The following is a 21,339-nucleotide window of genomic DNA, read 5'->3' as shown; positions in this document are numbered from 1 at the left end:
AGTCAATCAGCGAAGGCCATGTGTAATCAATATCGTTGTTCTGTCAGTTGATAGGAAATAGCTATCGCCTTGCTGCTGATAGCCGTCTTGCCTCGCGCAGCAGGCTTTCCAACACGGGGGTGTGAGGCTCGCGCCAAGGCGCCACGAGGCCGACCGAGTGCGCCGGTGCCGGGCCGGAAAGAGGAATTATTTTCAATGCCTTGCCGCGCGCATGAAAGCGTGCGGAATCCTCGGGTAAAACGGTCATCCAGCCCCCTGTCTCGACCGTGGCCATCAGAACGACCGTTGAATTCGACTCGATCCAGGCTTCGGGCGTCACATCGACTGCCGCAAAGTTGCGATTGATGATTCGCCGGTTCTGCATATCGGGGGTGAGAAGGCACAGCCGCTCACCTGCCAGTTCTTCCCATCCGACGGTCTGACGGGCTGCAAAAGGGCTGTCTTCGGCGCAGATCAGCATATAGCGCTCTTCATAGAGCGGCTCTGTGCTCACGCGCCCCATCGGCTCGTTATCGAGATACGAGATACCCGCATCGACATCCAGATTGTCGAGCAGGGACAAGATCTCAACCGAGGTCCCGGACAGGATCGTGAACCGCACATTAGGATGTTTCTGGTTGAACCTGTGGCACAACCGGGCGGCCCATGTGAGCGCGGTGGGAATGGCCGCGATCCGCAGCTGCCCGGTAAGTCCATGCCGCTTGGCGCGCATTTCCTCGCGCAACTGCCGTGCGTCGCTCACGATGCGCCGGGCCCAGACCAGCGCGCTTTGCCCCTCTGGCGTCAAACCGCCATAGCGCGAGCCGCGAAAGATCAGCTGGACGCCTAATTGCTCTTCAAGCTGTTTTATGCCGGCGGAAAGCGATGGCTGTGTTATCCCGATATTCGCCGCCGCGCGCCCGAAATGACCCTCCTTCGCAACGGCAATGAACATTTCGAGCTTGTCCAGCATGATAGGGCCCTTCTATCGGAAAGTTGTCCTGTGAGAGACAATAGCATGTTAAGGCATGCGGCAAGAAGAGACTGACCGTGCACGGGAATGCCCTTGCTCCTTCCGTGCAATCAGTACCGTCTTGTGGTTCAGGGCGGCGGCGGGCTAACCTCCTCCGTATGTTTTGGAGTCAGGAGATCGCGGATGCAGAGCAGGTTGCGCTCGGGTGAAGAACTGACGAGCCTTCCGCAACAGAAAGACGCGGAGCTCTACTTTATCGGGCGGATACGAACGCCTTGGACAGAGCGTGAGAGCTGCCCTCGCCAAGGCCAGTTTGACGGGTCCGAATGCCGCATAGAGATTTTTGCAACTTGGGCGGCGGCATTGGAGGGCATCGAGCATTACACGCATCTCGAGGTCCTCTACTGGTTGGATCGGTCGCGGCGCGATCTCGTGCGTCAGAATCCAAAAGGCGACGGACAGCGCTATTTCGGCACGTTCGCACTGCGCTCGCCACAACGGCCCAATCCGATTGGCACGTCAAAGGTACGTTTGGTCGACGTCGGTCAAGATGTGCTCATCGTGCGGGGACTTGATTGTCTGGATGGAACACCCCTGATAGATATCAAGCCGGATCGTTGCGAGTTCACACCGAAAGCCCCGCCAAAACCGGGGATGGATTGAGCCATCGTGGCGTGATCAGCCGCCGAATTGTCCCTCGTAGACCGGTTCGAGTGTCGGGGTTTCGAAGAGCGACGACACGCTGGTGCCATTCCAGATATTCAAGATGGCTTGTGCAAAGACAGGGGCGGTCGGGATAATGCGGATATTGGGCGTGTTCTTGACAGCCTCGGTCGCTTGGATCGTGTCGGTGATCACCATGGATTTCAAAACCGAGTTGGTGATCCGCTCCACCGCCGGGCCGGACATGACGCCGTGGGTCGTGTAGGCGTGGACCTCGCGGGCGCCGTTTTCCATGAGCAGTTGCGCGGCCTTGCACATCGTTCCGGCGGTATCACACATGTCATCGACGATGATGCAGATCTTGTCGGTCACATCGCCGATCACGGTCATTTCGGCGACTTCGCCCGCCTTTTCGCGGCGTTTGTCGACGATCGAGAGGGGCGCATTGATACGCTTGGCCAACTCGCGGGCACGCGCCACGCCACCCACGTCGGGCGAGACGATCATCACGTCATCCAATGCGCCTTTGAACTGGGTCTTGATGTCGAGCGCAAATATTGGCGAAGCATAGAGGTTGTCCACCGGGATATCGAAGAACCCTTGAATCTGCGCCGCATGCAGGTCCATGGTCAGGACCCGCTCGATCCCTGCCTCAACGATCATGTTGGCCACCAGCTTGGCCGAGATCGGCGTGCGCGCCTTTGAGCGACGATCCTGCCGCGCGTAGCCGAAATAGGGGATCACGGCGGTGATGCGCTTGGCCGAGGAGCGGCGCAGCGCGTCGGACATGATCAGCAGCTCCATCAGGTTGTCATTGGCCGGGTTCGAGGTGGGCTGGATGATGAACATGTCCTCGCCGCGGACGTTCTCATAGACCTCGACAAAGATCTCCTGATCGTTGAACCGCTCGATGCGCGCGTCGCAGAGCCCGACATCGACCCCCCGATGCATTGACATGCGCCGCGCGATGGCTTTGGCGAGCGGCATGTTGGCATTGCCGGAAATCAGCTTGGGTTGCGGTGTGAACGACATGATGAGGGTCCCTGAGGTGGTGTCATGTGACAGATTCGTGATGTTGCACACCGCTTAGCATGCGCCTAGGGTCAGGCAAAGCAATGCGAGGGGGAAGCGCACTGAAATGGCCCATATCGATTATTATTTCTCGACATTGTCGCCTTTTGCCTATCTGGCGGGATCCGGGCTTGAGGAAATTGCAGCGCGCCACGGCGCGAGCGTGACCTACAAACCGCTCGATATCATGGCGCTGTTTGCGCGCACCGGCGGCACGCCACCAGCAGAGCGTCACCCGTCTCGCAATGCGTATCGCGCGCAGGATGTCCCGCGTCAGGCAAAAAAGCGCGGCATGCCGCTTAATCTCAAGCCGGCGCATTGGCCGACCAACCCGGCGCCGTCGTCTTATGCGATCATCGCGGCGCAGGACGCAGGCGGAGGCGATGTGGGGGCGCTGGTTCAATCCTACCTGCGTGCCTGTTGGGCCGAGGAGCGTGACATCGCCGAAGACGAGGTTGTGCGCGACTGTTTGGAGAAAGCGGGCTTTGATCCGGTGCTGGCCAACAGGGGCCTCTTGAGCGGGGCAGAAACCTATTCCACCAATCTCGAAGACGCGGTCAATGCCGGCGTCTTTGGTGCGCCATTCTATGTGGTGGATAGCGGTCAGTCGTTCTGGGGACAGGACCGGCTTGAGGATCTTGACATGCATCTGGCCGGCAAGCTCTGAGTCTCATGCCACGCGATCTGCGCGCGGGGTTCGACACCCATTGGACACACATGGGAGAGGGCCCGCGCAAGGTGCTGGCTCTGCACTGCTCTCTGGCACATTCTGGCAGTTGGGTCGGTCTCGCACGCGCGGTGTCGGGCAGGGTGACGCTCACGGCTATGGACCTGCCCGGACATGGACGCAGCGGGGCTTGGGACGGGCGCGGCGAAATCCAGGCCGTATGCACCGCGATCGCAGCCGATTTCCTGGATGGGCCCACCGATATCCTTGGCCATTCCTTTGGTGCGACCGTGGCGTTGCGATTGGCGGTCGAACATCCGGACTTGGTGCGCTCACTTGTATTATACGAGCCGGTTTTTTTTGCCGTGGCGTTGCTGGATCACCCTGGCATGCGTGCCACCCATGCTGCCGAAATGCGGGGTTACTGTGATGGAATGGCCGGTGGCGACATGATGCGTGCGGCAGAATGCTTTACGAGGGTGTGGGGCGATGGCCGGGATTGGGAGGACCTACCCGAAGACACGCGTCATGCATTGGCGGCGCAGATGCCGCTGATCGAGGCCGCAGCGCCAGCGCTTTACGAGGATGCGGGCGGGCTGTTGGCCCGTGATGCTCTTTGCAAGATCACCGCACCCGTGCTTTTGATCGAGGGGAGCGAGTCGCCGGCGGTTATCGCGACAATCAATTCCGGACTTGCCGCGCGTATACCCCGCACACGCCGAGCGGTGATTGCCGGCGCGGGTCACATGGGCCCGCTGACACATCCGCGACAGTTGGCGACAGAGATGCTTCGCTTTGTCGAAGCGGTCTGACGCGTCCCGGCACGCGGCAAAACCGGTTTGCCCAGAGGGGGTGGCCAGTGCATGATCGCGACGACACAACCAAGGAGGGCAGCATGGCGGATCCTGATTTTCTGACCACCGAGCACGGCCGGTCGCTTGCCTACCACCGGCGCACAGGGGAGGGGCCGGGGGTCGTTTTTCTGGGTGGCTTCAAGTCGGATAAGGACGGCACAAAGGCGCTTTGGCTCGACGATTGGGCACATGCGGCGGGGCGGGCATTTCTGCGGTTTGACTATTCGGGCCACGGGCAATCCTCTGGCGAATTCACACAAGGCTCGATTGGCGATTGGGCGGCCGACGCGCGCGCCGCCATTGAGGGCCTGACCGAAGGGCCTCAGATTCTCGTTGGGTCGTCCATGGGGGGCTGGATCGCTCTCTTGCTGGCACGCGTGAAGCCCGAGCGCGTGGCAGGGTTGGTCACGATCGCCGCAGCCCCGGATTTCACCGAGAACTCGATGTGGGCAGGTTTCGATGCTGATCAGCGTGAGATACTAATGCGCGAGGGGCAGGTTGCGCTGCCGTCGGACTATGGAGAACCCTACGTCATCACGCGCCGACTGATCGAGGACGGACGCGAAAACCTTGTGCTGCGCCAGCCGCTGAATTTGCCCTTTCCTGTTCGGTTTCTACAAGGAACAGCGGATGAAGATGTGGATAAATCGGTCGCGTTGCAGCTTTTGGAGCATGCGACCGGACCTGATATGAGGCTTGTACTGGTAGATGGGGCCGACCACCGGTTCTCTAATGCGGATTGCCTGACGCTGATCGGGTCAGCAGTGGACGAGGTGATAGACCGGGCGCACGCGAGGTGACGCGGTGGCTCTTGCAGGGGGGCGCTCTTGGCGCTGCAATCCTCGGTACGGCGTTTTTTCTGCTACCGCGAGAGGGTGTCCCAAACGCAGAGCCGTTCGAGATGCGCAAGTTTGGCGAGGGCGTGGATGTCTATCTTGAGGCCGTTGAATCGGCGTATGACGACATCCGCCCCGACAGCCATAAACGGGTGATATGGGCCGGGCAGCGAGAGACACGCACGCCGCTCTCAATCGTCTACCTTCACGGGTTTTCCGCCTCCAGCCAAGAGATCAGGCCGGTGCCGGATCGTTTGGCCGAGGCACTCGGGGCCAATCTTGTGTATACTCGGTTTCGCGGTCATGGGCGCACGCCTGATGCGATGGGCGAGGCGACGGCTGAGGATTGGATGCGCGATGCTTCAGAAGCCCTGGCTCTCGGGCGCGCAACCGGTGAACGGGTGGTCGTGCTGGCCACCTCGACCGGCGCGAGCATCGCTGCCGCGGCTTTGCATCACCCCGCACAGCGCGAGCGGGTGGCGGGTATTATCATGGTTTCGCCGAACTTCGGCATCAACAATCCGTTGGCGCCGTTGCTCACTTGGCCCGCCGCGAGACATTGGCTGCCCTTGCTGGCGGGCAAGCGCCGGAGTTTCGAGCCGCGTAGCACCGCGCAAGCGGCCGAATGGACAACAGAATATCCCAGCACGGCAGTTTTCCCCATGGCCGCGGTGGTGGCACATGCAAGGGTGCTGGATTATTCTGAAGTTGGTTTGCCCGCGCTCTTTTATTATTCCGACGGTGATCAGGTAGTACGGCCTGAGATGTCGGCGAAAGTGGCCGAGGGATGGGGTGGGCCAGTGACCCGGCTGGTACCCGAGTTGGGGCCAGGTGACGATCCGTTCGCCCATGTCGTTGCCGGAGATATCATGTCTCCGGGCGCGACTGCGTCGGCGACTGAGGCGATGTTGAACTGGATCGAGAGCGTTCTTTGAGTGTGGGGACTTGCCCCGAAACGTCATGTGGTGTCATGCTCAGAGCGAGGCAGTTTCTATAAGAGTCAGGAGTTTTCCATGAGCAGTGAACCAGTGGTCTTTCTGCCCGGCATGATGTGTGATGCGCGGCTTTTTGCGCCTCAGATCAACGCTTTGAGTCGCGAGATGGCAGTGACGATCGCGCCGATCACCGGCGGTGACAGGATCGAAGAGATCGCCTCCGGTCTACTGGATGTGCTGCCGCACCGGTTCGCGCTGGCGGGTTTGTCGATGGGCGGGATCGTGGCGATGGAGCTTCTGCGCCGTGCACCGGACCGGGTCACGCGGGTGGCTCTCATGGATACCAATGCTCTGGCCGAGACCCCGCAATCGGCAAGCGCCTACGAACCGTTCATCATAAAGTTGAAAACCGGCGCAGTGGCTGAGGCCGTACACATGATGCTCGATTCTGCTGTGATGGCGTCCGGGCCGGCCCGGTCGGAGGTCATGGCCGAAGTTGTGCGCATGGCCGACGCTTTGGGGGGCGAAGCTATCATCAGGCAGACACGAGCCCTGCAGCGGCGGCGGGACTACCAAGCCGTGCTGCGGCGCTGCAAAGTGCCGGTTCTGGTCCTGTGCGGGGCCGAGGATGGTCTGACGCCGGTCAAACATCACAGGTTCATGGCCAATCTCATACCCTACGCCAACCTTGTTGTGATCGAGGGTGCGGGACACCTGCCCGTGCTGGAACAGCCCGATGCAACCACCGCGGCATTGCGCGGCTGGCTCAAGCAGCCATTGGTTTTACAAAAGCGCGTTGATGCCTGAACCGAAGTCCAGCGACGGGGAACCGATGCGCGGTCGTCTCCGCCGTTTGCGTCGTCGGTTTCAGGTATGGAGCGGGCGCAGATTGCCGCCCGGTTTGCGTCTTGTGGTGGGGCTGTTGCTCACGGTCGGCGGAGTGCTGGGTTTTTTGCCAGTACTGGGATTCTGGATGATCCCTCTGGGCATCGCGGTTGCCGCTCTTGATCTTGTGCCGCTCTGGAGATGGATCCGCGGCGACGGGAGAGCCCGCCGCCGCTGATGTTCAGGCGCTTGCCCGTACGTTTTTGTTCGCGGGTTTATGACTGTCGCGCGCATTGGAGTCGATGAAATCGAGTACAAGAGGGCGAATCTTGTTGCGCCAGGATCGCCCTGCGAAGATGCCGTAATGGCCCGCTTCGGGCTCCAGATAGCTGGCCTTGAGGCTGTCGGGCAAACCGGTGCAGAGATCGAGCGCTGCGACGCACTGACCGGGCGCTGATATATCGTCTTTGCCGCCCTCGACCGTTTTGACAGCCACCTTGGTTATCTTGCCGAGATCCACCTTGTGCCCGTCTACGACAAACCGGTTCTGTGCGATCTCCAGCCCCTTGAAGATGCGCTCGACCGTTGAGAGATAAAACTCTGCGGTCATGTCCATCACGGCCAAGTACTCATCATAAAATCGGTTGTGTGCGTCGTTGTCACTGGCCTCTCCGCGCGCCACACGCAGGATCTGGTCGGAGAAAGCGGACGAGTGGCGCTCACCGTTCATTGACATGAACGAGGCCAGTTGCAGAAGGCCGGGATAAACTTGACGACCGACGCCCTTGTGCTTGAAGCCGACGCGCTGGATCATCGTCTCTTCGAGCTGCCCCATGGTGACGCGCCGACCGAAATCTGTCACGTCGGTCGGTGTCGCGTCCGGGTCGATCGGTCCACCGATCAGAGTGAGCGTTCTTGGTTGTGCGTCCGGGTCGAGTTCGGCCAGATACGCCGTCGCGGCAAGGGTCAGCGGTGCAGGTTGGCAGACCGCGATCACGTTGACGTCAGAGCCCAACTCTTTCATGAAATCGACAAGGTATAGCGTATAATCCTCGATATCGAATTTACCTTCCGACACGGGAATATCGCGCGCATTATGCCAATCGGTGACATAAACTTCGCAATTCACGATCAACGACTTCACGGTCGAGCGCAAAAGCGTCGCGTAGTGGCCCGACATGGGGGCCACGAGCAGGATCTTGCGAGGTTGTTCCTCGCGGCCCGAAACGTTGAAATGAATGAGATCCCCGAAAGGGCGGGAGACGACGGTCTCGATATTCACGAGATGATCGCGCCCGTCTTCGCAGGTGAAGGTGCGGATGCCCCAATCGGGTTTGGCCACCATGCGCTGAAAACTGCGCTCGGTCACTTCTCCCCAAGCGGCCATCCACTGCAATGCAGGGTTTGGCACCATGCTGAAAAGCGGGTAAGATGCGAGAGAGAGAGCGGAGGCACCTAGCCATTGGTTGGTATTTCGGAGGGATTCCATCAAGTCGTATGTGGCCATGTAGCGCATGTTTGTCTCCTGTTCGGGCGGGTAGCCCGTGTTCGCGTCGCTTTGTCCCCTCCGGTCAAAGCAACGTTATGCTGCATAGCAGAAAATGTTAAGGGGAAATAACTGAAATGGCAACGCAAGACGATGTCGCAGGGCGTAACATCGAAAAATTGAACGAAAACCTCGCCAAGGTAGAGCAGTTGTCGCAACGGCTCATTCAGGCGCTCGCGGTGCGCAACCCCCCAAACTCGACATTGAATGGCCCCTCTCAGGACTTGTTCGCCAAGGCCGCGCAGTCCTATTGGGCCGAAGCGATAGAAAACCCAGGCAAGATCTACGAACAGCAGCTTGAATACTGGGGCAAGTCCGTGCGTCACTTCATGGAGGCGCAACAGATGATGTTGCGCGGTGACACGAGCCCCGAAGAAGAGGGCGAGCCCGATCCTTTGGCCGGGGATAAGCGTTTTGCCAATCCGCTGTGGGAGTCGCACCCCTATTTCAAGTATGTCAAACGGCAATACGCCCTCAATGCGCAGGCCATCGAGCAGGCGCTGGATGATATTGACGAAGACCTTCCGGAAAAAGACCGTCGCCGACTGGATTATTTCGCGCATCAGATCATCGACATGATGTCGCCCACCAATTTCCTCAGTACAAATCCGGATGCGCTCGAGCGTGCGGTCGAGACCGAAGGCGAAAGCCTTGTGAAAGGCATGGAAAACCTGATCGCCGATCTGGAGGCGAACAACGGCGAGCTCGTGGTACGCCTCGCCGATGAAAAGGCCTTCGAACTGGGTGGCAATATCGCCACTACGCCCGGCGAGGTGGTCTATCGCAATCGCATGATGGAGCTCATCCAATACACCGCTACCACCGAGCAGGTTCACGCTGTTCCGCTGGTGATCTTCCCGCCGTGGATCAACAAATTCTACATTCTGGATCTCAAGGCGCAAAACAGTCTGATAAAATGGATCACCGATCAAGGCTACACGCTCTTTGTAGTGAGTTGGGTCAATCCGGATGCGAGCCATGCCGACGTTGGTATGGACGACTACATCGAAGAGGGGTTTCTGACGGCCATCCGAGAGGCGAAGGCTATAACCGGGCAACGACAGGTCAACGCCGTTGGCTATTGCATTGCCGGTACGACCCTTCATATGGCGTTGGCACTGATGGCCAAGCGCGGCGACAAGTCAGTAAAGTCGGCGACGTTTTTCACCGCGCTCACGGATTTCTCTGAGCAGGGTGAGTTTACGCCGTTTCTTCAGGACGATTTCATTGACGGCATCGAGCACGAAGTCGAGGAGCAGGGCATGCTTCGCTCCTTCATAATGTCTCGCACGATGTCGTACCTTCGGTCACGTGACCTGATCTATCAGCCCGCCGTGCGGCACTATATGATGGGCGAGGCGCCGCCCGCGTTTGACCTGCTCTACTGGAACGGCGACGGAGCCAATCTGCCCGGACGTATGACTGTGCAGTATCTGCGTGGTTTGTGTCAGGCCAATCATTTCGTGACCGATGGGTATGAACTCTGCGGCGAACGGTTGCATATCGCTGACGTCAAGGTGCCGCTGATGTCGGTTACCTGTCAGAGTGACCATATCGCGCCGTGGAAGGATTGTTACCGCGGTTTTCAGCAGACCGGTGCCAAGGACCGGACGTTCATCGTGTCCGAGTCAGGTCACATAGCGGGGATCGTCAATCCGCCTGCCAAGAAGAAATACGGCCACTACACCAACGACGATTTGACTGGCCCTGCTGAGACGTGGCTGGACCAGGCCACGTATCATGAAGGGTCATGGTGGCCGCGGTGGGAGGCGTGGCTGGCAAAGCGGTCGGGCAAGATGGTTGCAGCACGCGAGCCCGGCGATTCGGAGCATCCGCCACTTGCGCCTGCGCCGGGCACATATGTCCGAAGGAAAGCAAGCGCCTGAACTGGCATGCTTTTTGCCGTCGTCGGAAAATTTTATGCTGCAGTGCAGAAATATCTTGAATTGCTGCACTGCAGCATGTATATCTTTTGCAGTTGCAGAAACGGCGGAGTACCCCGCCACAGCCGAAAGGACCGAACCAATGGCAAAAGCACAAGATTTCTCCGCGATGTTCAAAGACGTCATGGGCACCTTCCCCGTAGACACCAAAGCGATGGAAGATGCGTTCAAGAACCAGGCATCTCTTAACGAGAAACTGTCGGGCGTTGCTCTGACCGCAGCCGAAAAGTCGGCTGAGATCTCGAACAAATGGACCAAAGAAACGCTCGCCAAGATGAGCGATATGGCGAAAGCCAAGGCTGAGCCCGCCGATTACGCCAAAGCGATGACAGATTTCGCTTCGGCCAACGCCGAAGTGGCTGCCGAGAACATGGCCGCCTTTGCCGAAGTTGCCAAGAAGGTTCAGATGGAAACAGTCGAACTGATGATGGCCGCAGGCAAGACCATGCAGGAAGACGCATCGAAGGTTGTCAAGAAAGCAACCGACGACGTGACCGCAGCCACGCAGAAAGCGTCGGCAGCAGCCAAGTAAGGTTAGCAGAAACATACCCCGATCCCCTCCCTTGAAGGGTATGACCTGCGAAAGGGCGAGCCATGCGGCTCGCCCTTTCTTTTTGCTGCACATGCGTCTAAGCTGTGCTGCAGCGCTGCATTATCCGGGAGGATACCCCTTGGCCGACACCCAAAAACCGTTGTTGATCAAACGCTACGCAAGTCGCAGGCTCTACAATACCGAGACCTCGGATTACGTGACGCTGGAGGACATCGCCGAGTTCATCCGCGACGGGCGCGAGGTGCAGATCATTGACCTTAAATCCGGCGATGATCTTACGCGTCAATATCTGCTCCAGATCATCGCAGAACACGAGAGCCGGGGCGAAAGTGTGTTGCCGATCAATGTGCTGAACGATCTGGTTCGCAGTTACACAACGCAGGCCACAAGCGTGGTGCCCGAGTTCCTTGCGGCTAGTTTCGAGATGCTGCGCGACGGTCAATCCAAAATGCTGGATAACATGACCAAGGCCAACCCGTTGGGCGCGATGCCGGGTATGGAAGCGATGCGCGCGCAACAGGAGGCTTTCATGAAGGCTATGACCGGCGGGATGCCGGGCCTTGGTGGAACCATGCCGCAGGGCGGAAAGCCATCGGAAAACAAGGAAGGCGAAGAGGACCTCGACGATATCAAGAAACAGCTCGCCGAATTGCAGGACAAGCTGTCGAAACTGGATAAATAAGGGAACATGGTCGAGAGCCCCGGGCGGATAACCCTCTGGGGGATAGAAGTGTTCATGGCCGCGGCTGACGAGCGCTCGATTTCCGCAGCGGCACGTCGTTTGGGCGCCAGCCCTTCCGCAGTCAGCCAGCAATTGACCAATCTCGAGGGCGCCGTCGGCGCGACGCTGTTGCAGCGCAATGCGCGTCCGATTCGTCTGACGCCAGCGGGTGAGATCATGCACCGCCGGGCGCAGGCCATTCTCAATGAAGCCGCGCAGGCGCGGGCCGAACTGGCGATGTCGCATCTGTCGACGCTCACCAGGTTTCGTCTGGGCATGATCGAGGATCTCGAAGCGGATGTGACGCCGCAGCTTCTGACCCACATGGCGGGAGAGTTGAAGGGCTGTCAGTTTCTGCTGGAGACGGGGGCAAGCCACCATCTTTATGACCAGCTCGATGCGCGGGCGCTCGATATCATTGTTGCCGCGGAATTGGGCGGTGAGGCGGATTGGGTCGAGGTACATCCAGTTCTGCGCGAGGGCTTTGCGGTAGTTGCGCCACGCGGTGTGATCCGGCCTGACCGGGACGTCCTGCGGCAGTTGAAACGTTTGCCGCTCATTCAATATACGCAACGGCACTACATGGGACGGCTTATCTCGTCGCATCTGGCGCGGCAGAATCTGAGCCTGCCGCATCGGTTTGAATTGGACAGCTATCATTCCATTCTGGCGTTGGTCGGGCAGGGGGCCGGGTGGTCGATCCTGACGCCGCTCGCCTTGATGCGCGCGCGCCGGTTTGCAGATCAGATCGATGTGCTGGAATTACCGATGGCCCCGCTGACCCGCACGATCAGCGTGACCGCGCGCAAGGGCATTCTTCAGGATATGCCCGCGACGCTTGCAGAAAAGCTCAAGCCGATCCTGCGCAAATCTATCGTCGATCCTGCGATCGCACAGCACCCCTTTCTTGCCGACAGGCTGACGTTATTCTGAGACGTCCCTACGTGCCGCGAAAAACTGCTTGAGAAGGCTCTCCGCCTCGGTCGCGCCGATGCCGTCGTAGAGTTCGGGCACGTGATGGCATTGCGAATGTGCAAAAATCCGTGGCCCCTGCGCGATTCCGCCTGACTTTGGATCGGCGGCTCCAAAGTAAAGCCGTGCGATGCGTGCAGCCGCGATGGCACTGGCACACATGCCGCAAGGCTCCAGCGTCACATAAAGATCGTGTCCGGGCAGACGCTCCGAGCCGAGTGCCGCGCAGGCGCCACGGATGGCGAGCATCTCCGCATGCGCGGTCGGGTCGCTCAACTCTCTTGTGCGGTTGCCGGCACGCGCCACGATCTGGCCGGAGGGAGCGATGATGACCGCACCCACTGGCACCTCGCCACGCGCGGCGGCGGCGCGGGCTTCTTGCAGGGCCGTGTCCATGTGGCTGCGGAATGTCATGCCCCGCTTGTGCCGCTCGCAAGACGCTTTCGCAAGCCCCGCAATTGCGCTATGCGCGGGCGTATGAACACGAGAACACCAGAAAAGAAGTCCCCCGAGGGCGAACGTATCGCCAAGGTGATCGCCCGCGCAGGCATCGCCAGCCGCCGTGAGGCGGAACGCCTGATCGAGGCGGGACGTGTGAGCGTCAACGGCCAGAAGGTGCTGCGCGCTGCGCTCAATGTGACACCTGATGACAAGGTCGTTGTCGATGGTCGCGCCCTCGATGCGCCAGAACCGGCCCGGCTCTGGCTCTATCACAAGCCTACCGGCCGCGTGACCACGACGCGCGACGAACAGGGGCGCTCCACGATCTATGACGACCTGCCGGAAGACATGCCGCGGGTGATGAGCGTGGGGCGGCTCGATCTCAACTCCGAGGGGCTTTTGCTGTTGACCAATGACGGTGGCCTCAAGCGCAAGCTGGAGTTGCCCTCAACAGGTTGGTTGAGGCGCTACCGGGTGCGGGTTAACGGGCGACCTACCGATGCGACGTTCGAGTCATTGCGCAAGGGGCTGGTGATTGATGGCGAGGCGTTTCAGCCTATGACGGTTGTTCTGGACCGTCAGCAAGGGGCGAACGCATGGATCACCGTTTCCATCCGCGAAGGTAAGAACCGCGAAGTTCGCCGCGCGATGGAGGCGGTGGGGCTCGTCGTGAACCGCCTTATTCGCCTTTCCTACGGCCCGTTCCAGCTGGGTCAGCTCAAGGCAGGTGCGGTCGAAGAGATCCGTCCTCGCGTTTTACGCGATCAATTGGGGATGAAGGCGATACCCGAAGGCGAGGCCAACCCGTCCAAGCCAACGCGCCCCAAGCCGCAGCGGCGACGGAAATAGACACGCAGTCCTTGGCATGGAATTTTCCGCACAAGATGACAGCGGGTCTGCTCTTTCTTGATCCGTATCAAGGAGGTATGCTCTCGGTCTCTCTAGGCTCGGGCGCGAGCAATCGAAAAGGAGAGATGCGCGATGTCCCACACCCCCCATGAGCTGTCGGAAGAGTTTCCCGAACTGGCTGGAAAAATTAGCGAGCTGAAACAGGCGGACGCACATTTTGCGCGGCTGGCCGACGAATATCACGAGCTCAACCGCGCAGTACACAGGGCCGAGACGCTGGTGGAGCCTGTCGAGGAACTGACGGAGGTCGATTTGCGCAAAAAGCGCGCGGCGCTGAAGGACGAGATCTATCGTATTCTGACCGACTGACAGGCACGGAGGCGGAAAACTCAGGCTATCGTGGAGCAAGCTTCGGCATCACGCCGCCAGTGGTCTCCGGCCGACGCTGTATAGATAAGTGCGCAAGGGAGCAAAGTGCCACCTTGCGCGTTTAATCCCGCGTTCCCGAGAAACGTGCCTGCCAGTCTTCGCGCTGTTCGTCGGTGATCTTTGAGAAGAGCACCTCCGGCACCTCGAACGCGTGGCCGGGGGCGAGCGCGTCGAGCGCGCCGGTCACGTCATCGGGCCAAGACGCGTCCTCGGTCTTGATCGCCGCCAGCATCGCGGCGGCGGCGTCGGGGATGAAGGGGGCTGACAGCACCGCGTAGAGGCGAATGAGGTTGAGTGCCAGGCGGATCTGCATGGCGGCGCGCTCGGGGTCTTGCTTGAAGGTGGACCACGGTGCCGCCTCTTGCAGGTACTCGTTGCCCTCGACCCAAATCGCGCGAAGGGCGGTGGCGGATTTGCGCACCTCCATGGCCTGCATATGGCCTTCATAGTCGCGGATGCGGTTTGTCAGACGGTCGATCAGCGCCATTTCCTGCGCGCCATACTCGCCGTCCGCTGGCACCTCTTCACCGAATTTGGAGCGGCAGAATTTGGTCACGCGGCTGACGAAATTGCCCAGGACATCGGCCAGATCCTTGTTCACCGAGGTCTGAAAATTCTCCCAGGTGAATTCGGCGTCCGAGCTTTCGGGCGCATGGCTCAACAGCCACCAGCGCCAGTAATCGGCGGGCAGGATCTCGAGCGCCTGATCCATGAACACGCCGCGCCCGCGCGAGGTGCTGAACTGGCCGCCATCGTAGTTGAGGTAATTGAACGACTTGATGTAATCCACCAGCTTCCACGGCTCGCCCGAGCCCAGGATCGTGGCGGGAAAACCGAGCGTGTGGAAGGGCACGTTATCCTTGCCCATGAACTGGGTGTAGGTGACGTCATCCGCGCCCTTGTCGGTGCGCCACCAGCGTTGCCAGTCGTCGCCCTTGCCCGCATCGACCCATTCCTGCGCGCAGGAGATGTATTCGATGGGGGCGTCGAACCAGACGTAAAAGACCTTGCCCTCCATGCCCGGCCAATCCTCGTCGCCGCGCTTGACCGGGATGCCCCAGTCGAGATCGCGGGTGATGCCGCGATCCTGCAAGCCGTCGCCGTCATTGAGCCATTTCTTGGCGATGGATGTGGTGAGCACCGGCCAATCGGTCTTGCTATCAATCCACGCCTCCAACTCGTCTTTCATCTGCGACTGGCAGAGATAGAGATGCTTGGTCTCGCGCATCTCAAGGTCGGTCGCGCCCGATATCACCGAGCGGGGGTTGATCAGATCGACGGGGTCAAGCTGCTTGGTGCAGTTGTCGCATTGATCGCCGCGTGCAGACTCGAAGCCGCAATTCGGGCAGGTGCCCTCGATATAGCGGTCGGGCAGGTAGCGCCCGTCGGTGGGCGAATACATCTGGGTTTCCGAGACCTCGCGGATCAGCCCCTGCTCATGCAGGCGCTTGGCGAAATGCTGGGTCAGCCGGTGGTTCTGTGGGCTGGAGGAGCGCCCGAAATGATCGAAGCTCAGGCGGAAGCCGTCGGAGAGCCGCTTTTGCACCTGCCACATCTCGGCGCAATACTCGGCCACCGGCTGGCCCGCCTTGGTGGCGGCCAGTTCGGCGGGGGTGCCGTGCTCATCCGTGGCGCAGAGAAACAGCACCTCGTCGCCCTGCGCGCGGCAGTAGCGGGCGAAAAGATCGGCGGGAAGCTGGCTGCCCACCAGGTTGCCGAGGTGTTTGATCCCGTTGATATAGGGGATCGCCGAGGTGATCAGATGACGTGCCATCGTGCCTGTCTGCCTTTGCCGGATCGCTTTTCTCGCTCCGCGTTTACCTGTCCCGCGCCCAAAGGACCAGAGGGCGTGCCCGGGCGTGCCGCATATTTACGCAGGCGGGCGATTTTCCCGGACAAGACGGGCGAAACCGGTTTGACGCGCGCGCCCGGTCGGTGCTAGCGGCGCGGGCATGCGGGTCATGCGGGCCCGGGGATCATGCGAGAGGAAATCCCGCCATGTTCAAGGTCCTTGGATCGGTCTGGGCGCTCTTGCTGGGCATGACTCTGATCATGATCGGCAACGGCATGCAGGCCACGCTGATGGGGGTGCGCGGCGCTCTCGAAGGGTTTGGCACGCTGCAGCTGTCGGTCATCACCTCGGCCTATTTTCTCGGGTTCCTTGTGGGGAGCCGGGTGACGCCCGATCTTATTCGCCGGGTGGGGCATGTGCGGGTCTTTGCCGCCCTCGGGTCGTTCATCTCGGCGGGGCTGATAGCGTTCCCGATCCTGACCGACCCCTATAGCTGGACGGCGATAAGGGTGATCCTGGGATTTTGCCTGTCGGGGGTTTACGTCACCGCCGAAAGCTGGCTCAACAATGCCGCCGACAACACCACGCGGGGCAAGATCCTGTCGGCCTACATGATCGCGCAGACCGCAGGCATCATCGCCGCACAGGGGCTGATGAACCTTGGCGATGCATCGGGCTTTTTCCTGTTCGTGGTGCCGTCGATCCTCGTGTCGCTGAGTTTCGGCCCGATCCTGTTGTCGATCACGCCGACTCCCGCCTTCGAGACTGACAAGCGGATGACGCTGCACCGGCTGTTCGAGAGCTCGCCGCTGGCCAGTGTCGGCATGCTGATCCTCGGCGGCATCTTCGCGGCCCAGTTTGGCATGGCCTCGGTCTATGGGGCCGAGGCTGGGCTGAACGTGGCGCAGATCAGCGGCTTTGTCGCGTCGATCTTTGCCGGGGCGATGGTGTTTCAGGTGCCGATTGGCTGGCTGTCGGACCGGATGGACCGGCGTGTGCTCATTCTGGGCGTCTCGGCGGTAGGCGCGGTGAGCACCGGAGCGGGGGCGTCCTTGGGCGTTGATTTCGAGACGCTGCTGGTGCTCGGCTTTGTCATGGGTGGCATGGCGTCGCCGCTCTATTCGCTGTTCATCGCTTATACCAACGATTTTCTGGAGGTCGAGGATATGGCCGCCGCCTCGGGGGGGCTGGTGTTTGTCTACGGCATGGGGGCGATTGTCGGGCCGATGGTCACGGGACAGTTGATGGACGCGGTGGGCGCGCACGGGTTCTGGCTGTTGCTGGCCGGATTGTTCACGCTGATCGCGGTCTATGCGGCGTGGCGGATGACGCGGCGGCCCTCTGTGCCGGTGGATGAGACCGGCGCCTATCTCGGGATTACGCCGACGGCCTCGCCGGTTGCGTTGGCTGCGGCGCAGGAATGGTATGTCGACACGGCGGAGGGCGCCGACGACCAGAGCTTTGAGGCGTAAACTGGCGCGCCATCGCGGTATGCCCCTGACGTCATGACGTTTTTAATCTCGCTCGCGGCTGCGGCCCGTCAGGCGGCCGATCAAAAAGGACGTGCGCGGCGACCAGATATAGGCGGTGCGCGTCTCGGCGCCGGGGCGGGCGCGCATGCGGATCAGGCCGAAGATCACCAGCACAGCATGGCCGACTGCGATCATCACGAACATGGCGGCCGGGCCGTAAACCTCGATCAGGGTGGAGGCCATGAGGGGGGCGGCGATGGCGCCGACGGCGAAGAAGAACATCAGCGCTGCCGACAGCTCCACCCGCTCATGCGCCTCGGCGAAATCATGGGCGTGGGCGGCGCTGACCGAGTAGATCGGAAAGGTGGTCATGCCGAAGAAGAATGCGGTCATCAGGATGCCGAAGGTTTCGAGGTTATGGGTCATGGCGGTGGTGAGGCTCGACAGGATCGCGGCGAGCGAGAGGCCAATCAGAACCCACCGGCGATCATAGCGGTCGGCGAGCCAGCCGACGGGGTATTGCGCGACCGCGCCGCCCAGCACGAAAACCGCCAGAAACCCGGCGATCTGATCGACGGCGAGGCCGACCTGACCGCCGTAGAGCGGCCCCACCATGCGGAACGAGGCCGAGGACAAAGCGGCCACCAGAACGCCCGCCGCGGCGAGGGGTGAGCAGGCGATCAGGAGCATCGGGCGCAGGCGCGGGGCGGCGGGGGTTTCGGGCTCTCTGAGGCGCGAAAGGGTGAGCGGCAGAAGCGCCGCGCAGCACAAGAGGGCCAGCAGGTTGTAGGAGACATAAGACGCTGGTGCCAATACGGAAATCAGCATTTGCGCGGCCAATGATGCCCCCATGTCCACCACCCGGTAGACGCCCATGGTGCGGCCCCGGGTGGCGTTGGTGACCTTGGCCTGCAACCATGCCTCGATCACCGTGTAACAGCCCGCCACGCAGAGGCCCGAGGCGACCCGCATCAGCGACCAGGCATAGGGGTCGATCACCAGCATATGGGCCAAAAGGCCGATCGCGCCCATGGCGGTGAAGGCGGCAAATGCGCGGCTGTGACCGATCGAGCCCATGAGGCGCGGGGCGACCCAGCAACCGATGAAAAACCCCACGAAATGGGCCGATCCGAGCAGGCCGATTTGGGCTGTTGAGAAGTCCAGGGCAAGGCCCGAGAGGGCATCGAGCGGGCCCACCCCGCCGGTGGAAAGCTGGAGCAGAATGACCGACAGGAAGAGGGCCGCGAAGGAAATCATCAGGCGCATGGTGGGGCCAGAATGGCAGGATGCGGGGGGCGGGACCACCTGTTTTCGACATGGCGGTGTCGGTTTCGGGCCAGGGGCCGCGAATCACGGTTAACGCCCGGAAATTCCTGAGTTTCGCAGGGCTGTATCGCGACGGTATCGCGTCGGTATTCCGTCGGCGCGGATTTCGGGGGGTGGCGGGGTTAATGGGGCGTGCGGTGGGGGGCGTTGCGAGTCCGGTCTGTCCGGCGGGTGAGTAAGGCTGAGTGGCGGCTCTGCGCAGGGGGTGGAGTTTGCAAAGTCGCGGGTCATGGCGCGGTTCTCGACGTGCCCGGTCCAGAGCCGACCTTCGCGGCGTCCTGCACCAACGGCAGCTTTGCGCAAAAGATCGCCCCAGAAAGAAATCGACGCAGAGGTGGAAAAGCAGTAAGTCAGGCGGACTTCTTATCCATTGGCGAAATAGCCTGAACATGCTTCCGAAAAATCAAAAGTGTGACGTTAGCTAAAACGTGATCATGTGAGAAACCCATTGGCATAGCCATACGCTCCGGAGCGCTCAACTGGACTGTTGGAATTGACTTTCCAGCATACACACGCTTATGGCGAATTGCGCCAGTATGCAGAAATTTCGAGCGATCCGAATAATGGCCATTAAACCGCTTTTTCCAGTAATCTGCACCCATATGCTCTGCTGCGTAATCTCTAACCCTTTGTGATATTTTGTACTTAGGTTGATTACACGACTTACAGGTGTCTGGGTCGTCGCCTTTATCGGAAAGGACCTCTAGCGCAGAAATGATCAAGGCGTTTGCGGTATCGCCAAGATAGTCACGACTAGATGAAGCAGAAAATATCGATCTCTGTATAAGGTGGCCAGCCTTCAGCACAAGATTTATGTCTGCCGCTTCGTAAAGCAGTAGGTCAATTAGTTTTGAGAAGGAACGGCAAGCAAGTTTACTAACACTTTCATTCAGATCACCGTCTGATATCAAGCTCAAAACTTCTCGATACTCCGGTATACCATCTTGTTCACGCGTCAAAAAAAACAGGTTGCCAGTCCAAGCGCTCGCTAGCACGCAAAAACTCCATGCTAAGTTTGCAGCTTGATCTTCAAGGTCAAACTCATCGTAGTGTGTTACATCAAAAGCAAGCTCACCATGTCCCTTGCCGCCCGTAAAATCAAAAGTCTTTCCAGAGACGGTCGGCAGATCAAGGCCAATAGGTGTGAAGACCCTAATTTTGGCTCTTGAATTCTTAGGTGGGTCGTACGCCGCCTTTGAGAGGGACGATTGTATGCTATCTCCAATTTCATCGATATTCAGACACGATGCCCACGAGGTGGGGATGGAGAAAATTAGCTTATCGACAATGCCACGACGTTTATACTGGAAGGAACAAGATATAGGCTCATGGATACCATTCTCTGTAAGTGTTTCGGAGAACTTACCTAAGGATATAAACCCGATACCCTGAACTTGGTTTATTGAATCTAGCTTGGGGCTGTACTGAAACCCTAGTCCGAGGTCGGCGCGCAGGCGAGCCCATATGCGTCTCAAAAAATCATTTGTTTCCCGCACATCTTTGAGGGGCCTAATAGGGGAAAATTCAATATCCAAGCTCGATCTCCAAAACCAGAAACTGAAAGTCCCATGTGTACAGGCTAAAAATCGCAATCAGCCAACGACAAATCTTCAATTCCATCCAAATAACTGCATTAAAGCTTTCGATGGCTATCGGGAAAATGCCAGATCTAAATGGCCCAGGCCGTTACGCACAATTTTGATCGCTGCTATCTATGGCTGATATCAGTAAGCAAGTTGTCGGTAAAGCCCAGCTAAACAAATCCATTTGACTGGGCGATTTTGTGAATTCGAGACATTCACGCGGAATGTAGCGAATGGCGGCTCTCCGGCCAATCTGCGGGCGCTGCGCAAACAAAGCGAGCGATTGACCAGGTCCGCTTCGGGCTGACAGCGGTCACTCTTCGAAAAAACATACGCTCTTGTCCTCGCTACCTCTCAATCCGCGCCACGATCCGCAGGTCGATCAGCGGCCCGACGAGGTCGGCAAAGCCGGAGGCGCCGAAGGTGTGGCGGTTGATTTGCCCGGTCAGCAGCACGGTGAGGTGGTCGAGGTCGCGGGGCTCGGTGCCGCGTTGGCGGTAGAGGCCGGCGGTCAGCGTCACCGGGCGGGTCACGCCGCGCAGGGTGAGTTGGCCCTCGACCGTCGCCGCCTGCAGGGTGCCGGTGATGCGGGTGGAGCGGAAGGTGATCAATGGATGGCGCGCGGTGTCGAGCACCTGGGGCCCGCGCATCGCCTCGGTCGCGAAGAACACGCCCGCGCGGGCCGCGCGCGCGTCGAGCGTGACGGTGACGCGGCTGGCGGGGAGGTTGGCGAGGTCGACCGATATCTCGGCCGCGCGCACCGGCATGGTGCCGGCCGTCTCGGCCTGCCCGAGCCGGTAGGTGAAGCCCACCGAGGAGCGGGTGGTGTCGAGCCGGTAGGCCTCGGGCGCGGCGGCGGTCTGCGTGGTGATCAGGCAAAGGGCGAGGGCGAGCGTTCGGAACATGCCC

At 60.1% G+C, this 21,339-nt stretch carries 21 protein-coding genes; 13 read left to right on the top strand and 8 right to left on the bottom strand.

The window, feature by feature from the left end; all coding sequences use genetic code 11:
• Window positions 1–61: 61 nt before the first annotated feature.
• Complete coding sequence (locus tag Q0X85_RS18280) at window positions 62–952, bottom strand: LysR family transcriptional regulator (RefSeq protein ID WP_297774423.1); 891 nt, start codon at window positions 950–952, stop codon at window positions 62–64.
• Window positions 953–1,135: 183 nt separating this feature from the next.
• On the opposite strand from Q0X85_RS18280, the gene tsaA reads away from it, so the two are divergent.
• Entirely contained in the window at window positions 1,136–1,615 is a 480-nt protein-coding gene (gene tsaA, locus Q0X85_RS18275; protein WP_297774422.1) for a tRNA (N6-threonylcarbamoyladenosine(37)-N6)-methyltransferase TrmO, read from the top strand.
• A gap of 15 nt (window positions 1,616–1,630) precedes the next feature.
• On the opposite strand, the gene Q0X85_RS18270 is transcribed toward tsaA, so the two are convergent.
• Window positions 1,631–2,647 carry a ribose-phosphate pyrophosphokinase gene (locus Q0X85_RS18270; protein WP_297774420.1) on the bottom strand — a complete coding sequence of 339 codons (1,017 nt, stop codon included), beginning with the start codon at window positions 2,645–2,647 and terminating at the stop codon, window positions 1,631–1,633.
• Between the two features lie 106 nt (window positions 2,648–2,753).
• Here Q0X85_RS18270 and Q0X85_RS18265 point away from each other — a divergent pair, with 106 nt between their 5' ends.
• From Q0X85_RS18265 to Q0X85_RS18245, 5 genes are all read left to right on the top strand, one after another.
• Complete coding sequence (locus Q0X85_RS18265; protein WP_297774419.1) at window positions 2,754–3,353, top strand: 2-hydroxychromene-2-carboxylate isomerase; 600 nt, start codon at window positions 2,754–2,756, stop codon at window positions 3,351–3,353.
• Between the two features lie 5 nt (window positions 3,354–3,358).
• Window positions 3,359–4,165 carry an alpha/beta hydrolase gene (locus Q0X85_RS18260; RefSeq protein WP_297774417.1) on the top strand — a complete coding sequence of 269 codons (807 nt, stop codon included), beginning with the start codon at window positions 3,359–3,361 and terminating at the stop codon, window positions 4,163–4,165.
• Window positions 4,166–4,248: 83 nt separating this feature from the next.
• Window positions 4,249–5,007 carry an alpha/beta hydrolase gene (locus tag Q0X85_RS18255; protein WP_297774416.1) on the top strand — a complete coding sequence of 253 codons (759 nt, stop codon included), beginning with the start codon at window positions 4,249–4,251 and terminating at the stop codon, window positions 5,005–5,007.
• Window positions 5,008–5,108: 101 nt separating this feature from the next.
• Window positions 5,109–5,978 carry an alpha/beta fold hydrolase gene (locus Q0X85_RS18250; RefSeq protein WP_297774414.1) on the top strand — a complete coding sequence of 290 codons (870 nt, stop codon included), beginning with the start codon at window positions 5,109–5,111 and terminating at the stop codon, window positions 5,976–5,978.
• Between the two features lie 78 nt (window positions 5,979–6,056).
• Window positions 6,057–6,785: an alpha/beta fold hydrolase gene (locus tag Q0X85_RS18245; RefSeq protein ID WP_297774412.1), complete on the top strand. Its 729-nt coding sequence runs from the start codon at window positions 6,057–6,059 to the stop codon at window positions 6,783–6,785.
• A 259-nt stretch (window positions 6,786–7,044) separates the two neighbouring features.
• Here the strand turns inward: Q0X85_RS18245 and phaZ are convergent, their stop codons facing one another.
• Complete coding sequence (gene phaZ / locus Q0X85_RS18240; RefSeq protein ID WP_297774410.1) at window positions 7,045–8,319, bottom strand: polyhydroxyalkanoate depolymerase; 1,275 nt, start codon at window positions 8,317–8,319, stop codon at window positions 7,045–7,047.
• Between the two features lie 107 nt (window positions 8,320–8,426).
• On the opposite strand from phaZ, the gene phaC reads away from it, so the two are divergent.
• The 4 genes from phaC to Q0X85_RS18220 all read left to right on the top strand — a co-directional run bounded on the left by phaC (window position 8,427) and on the right by Q0X85_RS18220 (window position 12,499).
• A complete protein-coding gene (gene phaC / locus Q0X85_RS18235) occupies window positions 8,427–10,235 on the top strand; it encodes a class I poly(R)-hydroxyalkanoic acid synthase (protein ID WP_297774408.1) in 1,809 nt (602 codons plus the stop codon).
• A 139-nt stretch (window positions 10,236–10,374) separates the two neighbouring features.
• On the top strand, window positions 10,375–10,824 hold the full coding sequence (locus tag Q0X85_RS18230) for a phasin, PhaP (RefSeq protein WP_297774406.1): 450 nt from the start codon (window positions 10,375–10,377) through the stop codon (window positions 10,822–10,824).
• A gap of 139 nt (window positions 10,825–10,963) precedes the next feature.
• A complete protein-coding gene (phaR, locus tag Q0X85_RS18225) occupies window positions 10,964–11,527 on the top strand; it encodes a polyhydroxyalkanoate synthesis repressor PhaR (protein WP_297774405.1) in 564 nt (187 codons plus the stop codon).
• Between the two features lie 6 nt (window positions 11,528–11,533).
• Window positions 11,534–12,499 carry a LysR family transcriptional regulator gene (locus Q0X85_RS18220; RefSeq protein ID WP_297774404.1) on the top strand — a complete coding sequence of 322 codons (966 nt, stop codon included), beginning with the start codon at window positions 11,534–11,536 and terminating at the stop codon, window positions 12,497–12,499.
• On the opposite strand, the gene Q0X85_RS18215 is transcribed toward Q0X85_RS18220, so the two are convergent.
• Complete coding sequence (locus Q0X85_RS18215; RefSeq protein WP_297774402.1) at window positions 12,491–12,952, bottom strand: nucleoside deaminase; 462 nt, start codon at window positions 12,950–12,952, stop codon at window positions 12,491–12,493. The two genes, Q0X85_RS18220 and Q0X85_RS18215, sit on opposite strands and share 9 nt — an antisense overlap.
• Before the next feature lie 63 nt (window positions 12,953–13,015).
• Between Q0X85_RS18215 and Q0X85_RS18210 the strand changes: the two genes are divergently transcribed.
• Complete coding sequence (locus Q0X85_RS18210) at window positions 13,016–13,828, top strand: pseudouridine synthase (RefSeq protein WP_297774401.1); 813 nt, start codon at window positions 13,016–13,018, stop codon at window positions 13,826–13,828.
• A gap of 132 nt (window positions 13,829–13,960) precedes the next feature.
• A complete protein-coding gene (locus Q0X85_RS18205; protein WP_297774399.1) occupies window positions 13,961–14,197 on the top strand; it encodes a DUF465 domain-containing protein in 237 nt (78 codons plus the stop codon).
• A 121-nt stretch (window positions 14,198–14,318) separates the two neighbouring features.
• On the opposite strand, the gene metG is transcribed toward Q0X85_RS18205, so the two are convergent.
• Window positions 14,319–16,031 carry a methionine--tRNA ligase gene (gene metG, locus Q0X85_RS18200; protein WP_297774398.1) on the bottom strand — a complete coding sequence of 571 codons (1,713 nt, stop codon included), beginning with the start codon at window positions 16,029–16,031 and terminating at the stop codon, window positions 14,319–14,321.
• Between the two features lie 224 nt (window positions 16,032–16,255).
• Here metG and Q0X85_RS18195 point away from each other — a divergent pair, with 224 nt between their 5' ends.
• A complete protein-coding gene (locus Q0X85_RS18195; RefSeq protein ID WP_297774396.1) occupies window positions 16,256–17,521 on the top strand; it encodes an MFS transporter in 1,266 nt (421 codons plus the stop codon).
• Window positions 17,522–17,563: 42 nt separating this feature from the next.
• Here the strand turns inward: Q0X85_RS18195 and Q0X85_RS18190 are convergent, their stop codons facing one another.
• The 3 genes from Q0X85_RS18190 to Q0X85_RS18180 form a co-directional block, all read right to left on the bottom strand.
• Entirely contained in the window at window positions 17,564–18,787 is a 1,224-nt protein-coding gene (locus tag Q0X85_RS18190) for an MFS transporter (protein ID WP_297774394.1), read from the bottom strand.
• Window positions 18,788–19,197: 410 nt separating this feature from the next.
• Entirely contained in the window at window positions 19,198–20,382 is a 1,185-nt protein-coding gene (locus Q0X85_RS18185) for a hypothetical protein (RefSeq protein WP_297774392.1), read from the bottom strand.
• A gap of 395 nt (window positions 20,383–20,777) precedes the next feature.
• Complete coding sequence (locus Q0X85_RS18180; RefSeq protein WP_297774391.1) at window positions 20,778–21,335, bottom strand: YceI family protein; 558 nt, start codon at window positions 21,333–21,335, stop codon at window positions 20,778–20,780.
• Window positions 21,336–21,339 lie beyond the last annotated feature (4 nt).

It is taken from the genome of uncultured Roseovarius sp., from assembly GCF_947259555.1.
Classification (GTDB): Bacteria; Pseudomonadota; Alphaproteobacteria; order Rhodobacterales; family Rhodobacteraceae; genus Roseovarius.
Note: the sequence above shows the minus strand (reverse complement) of the source record. Positions and strands in the feature narration are given on the sequence as shown.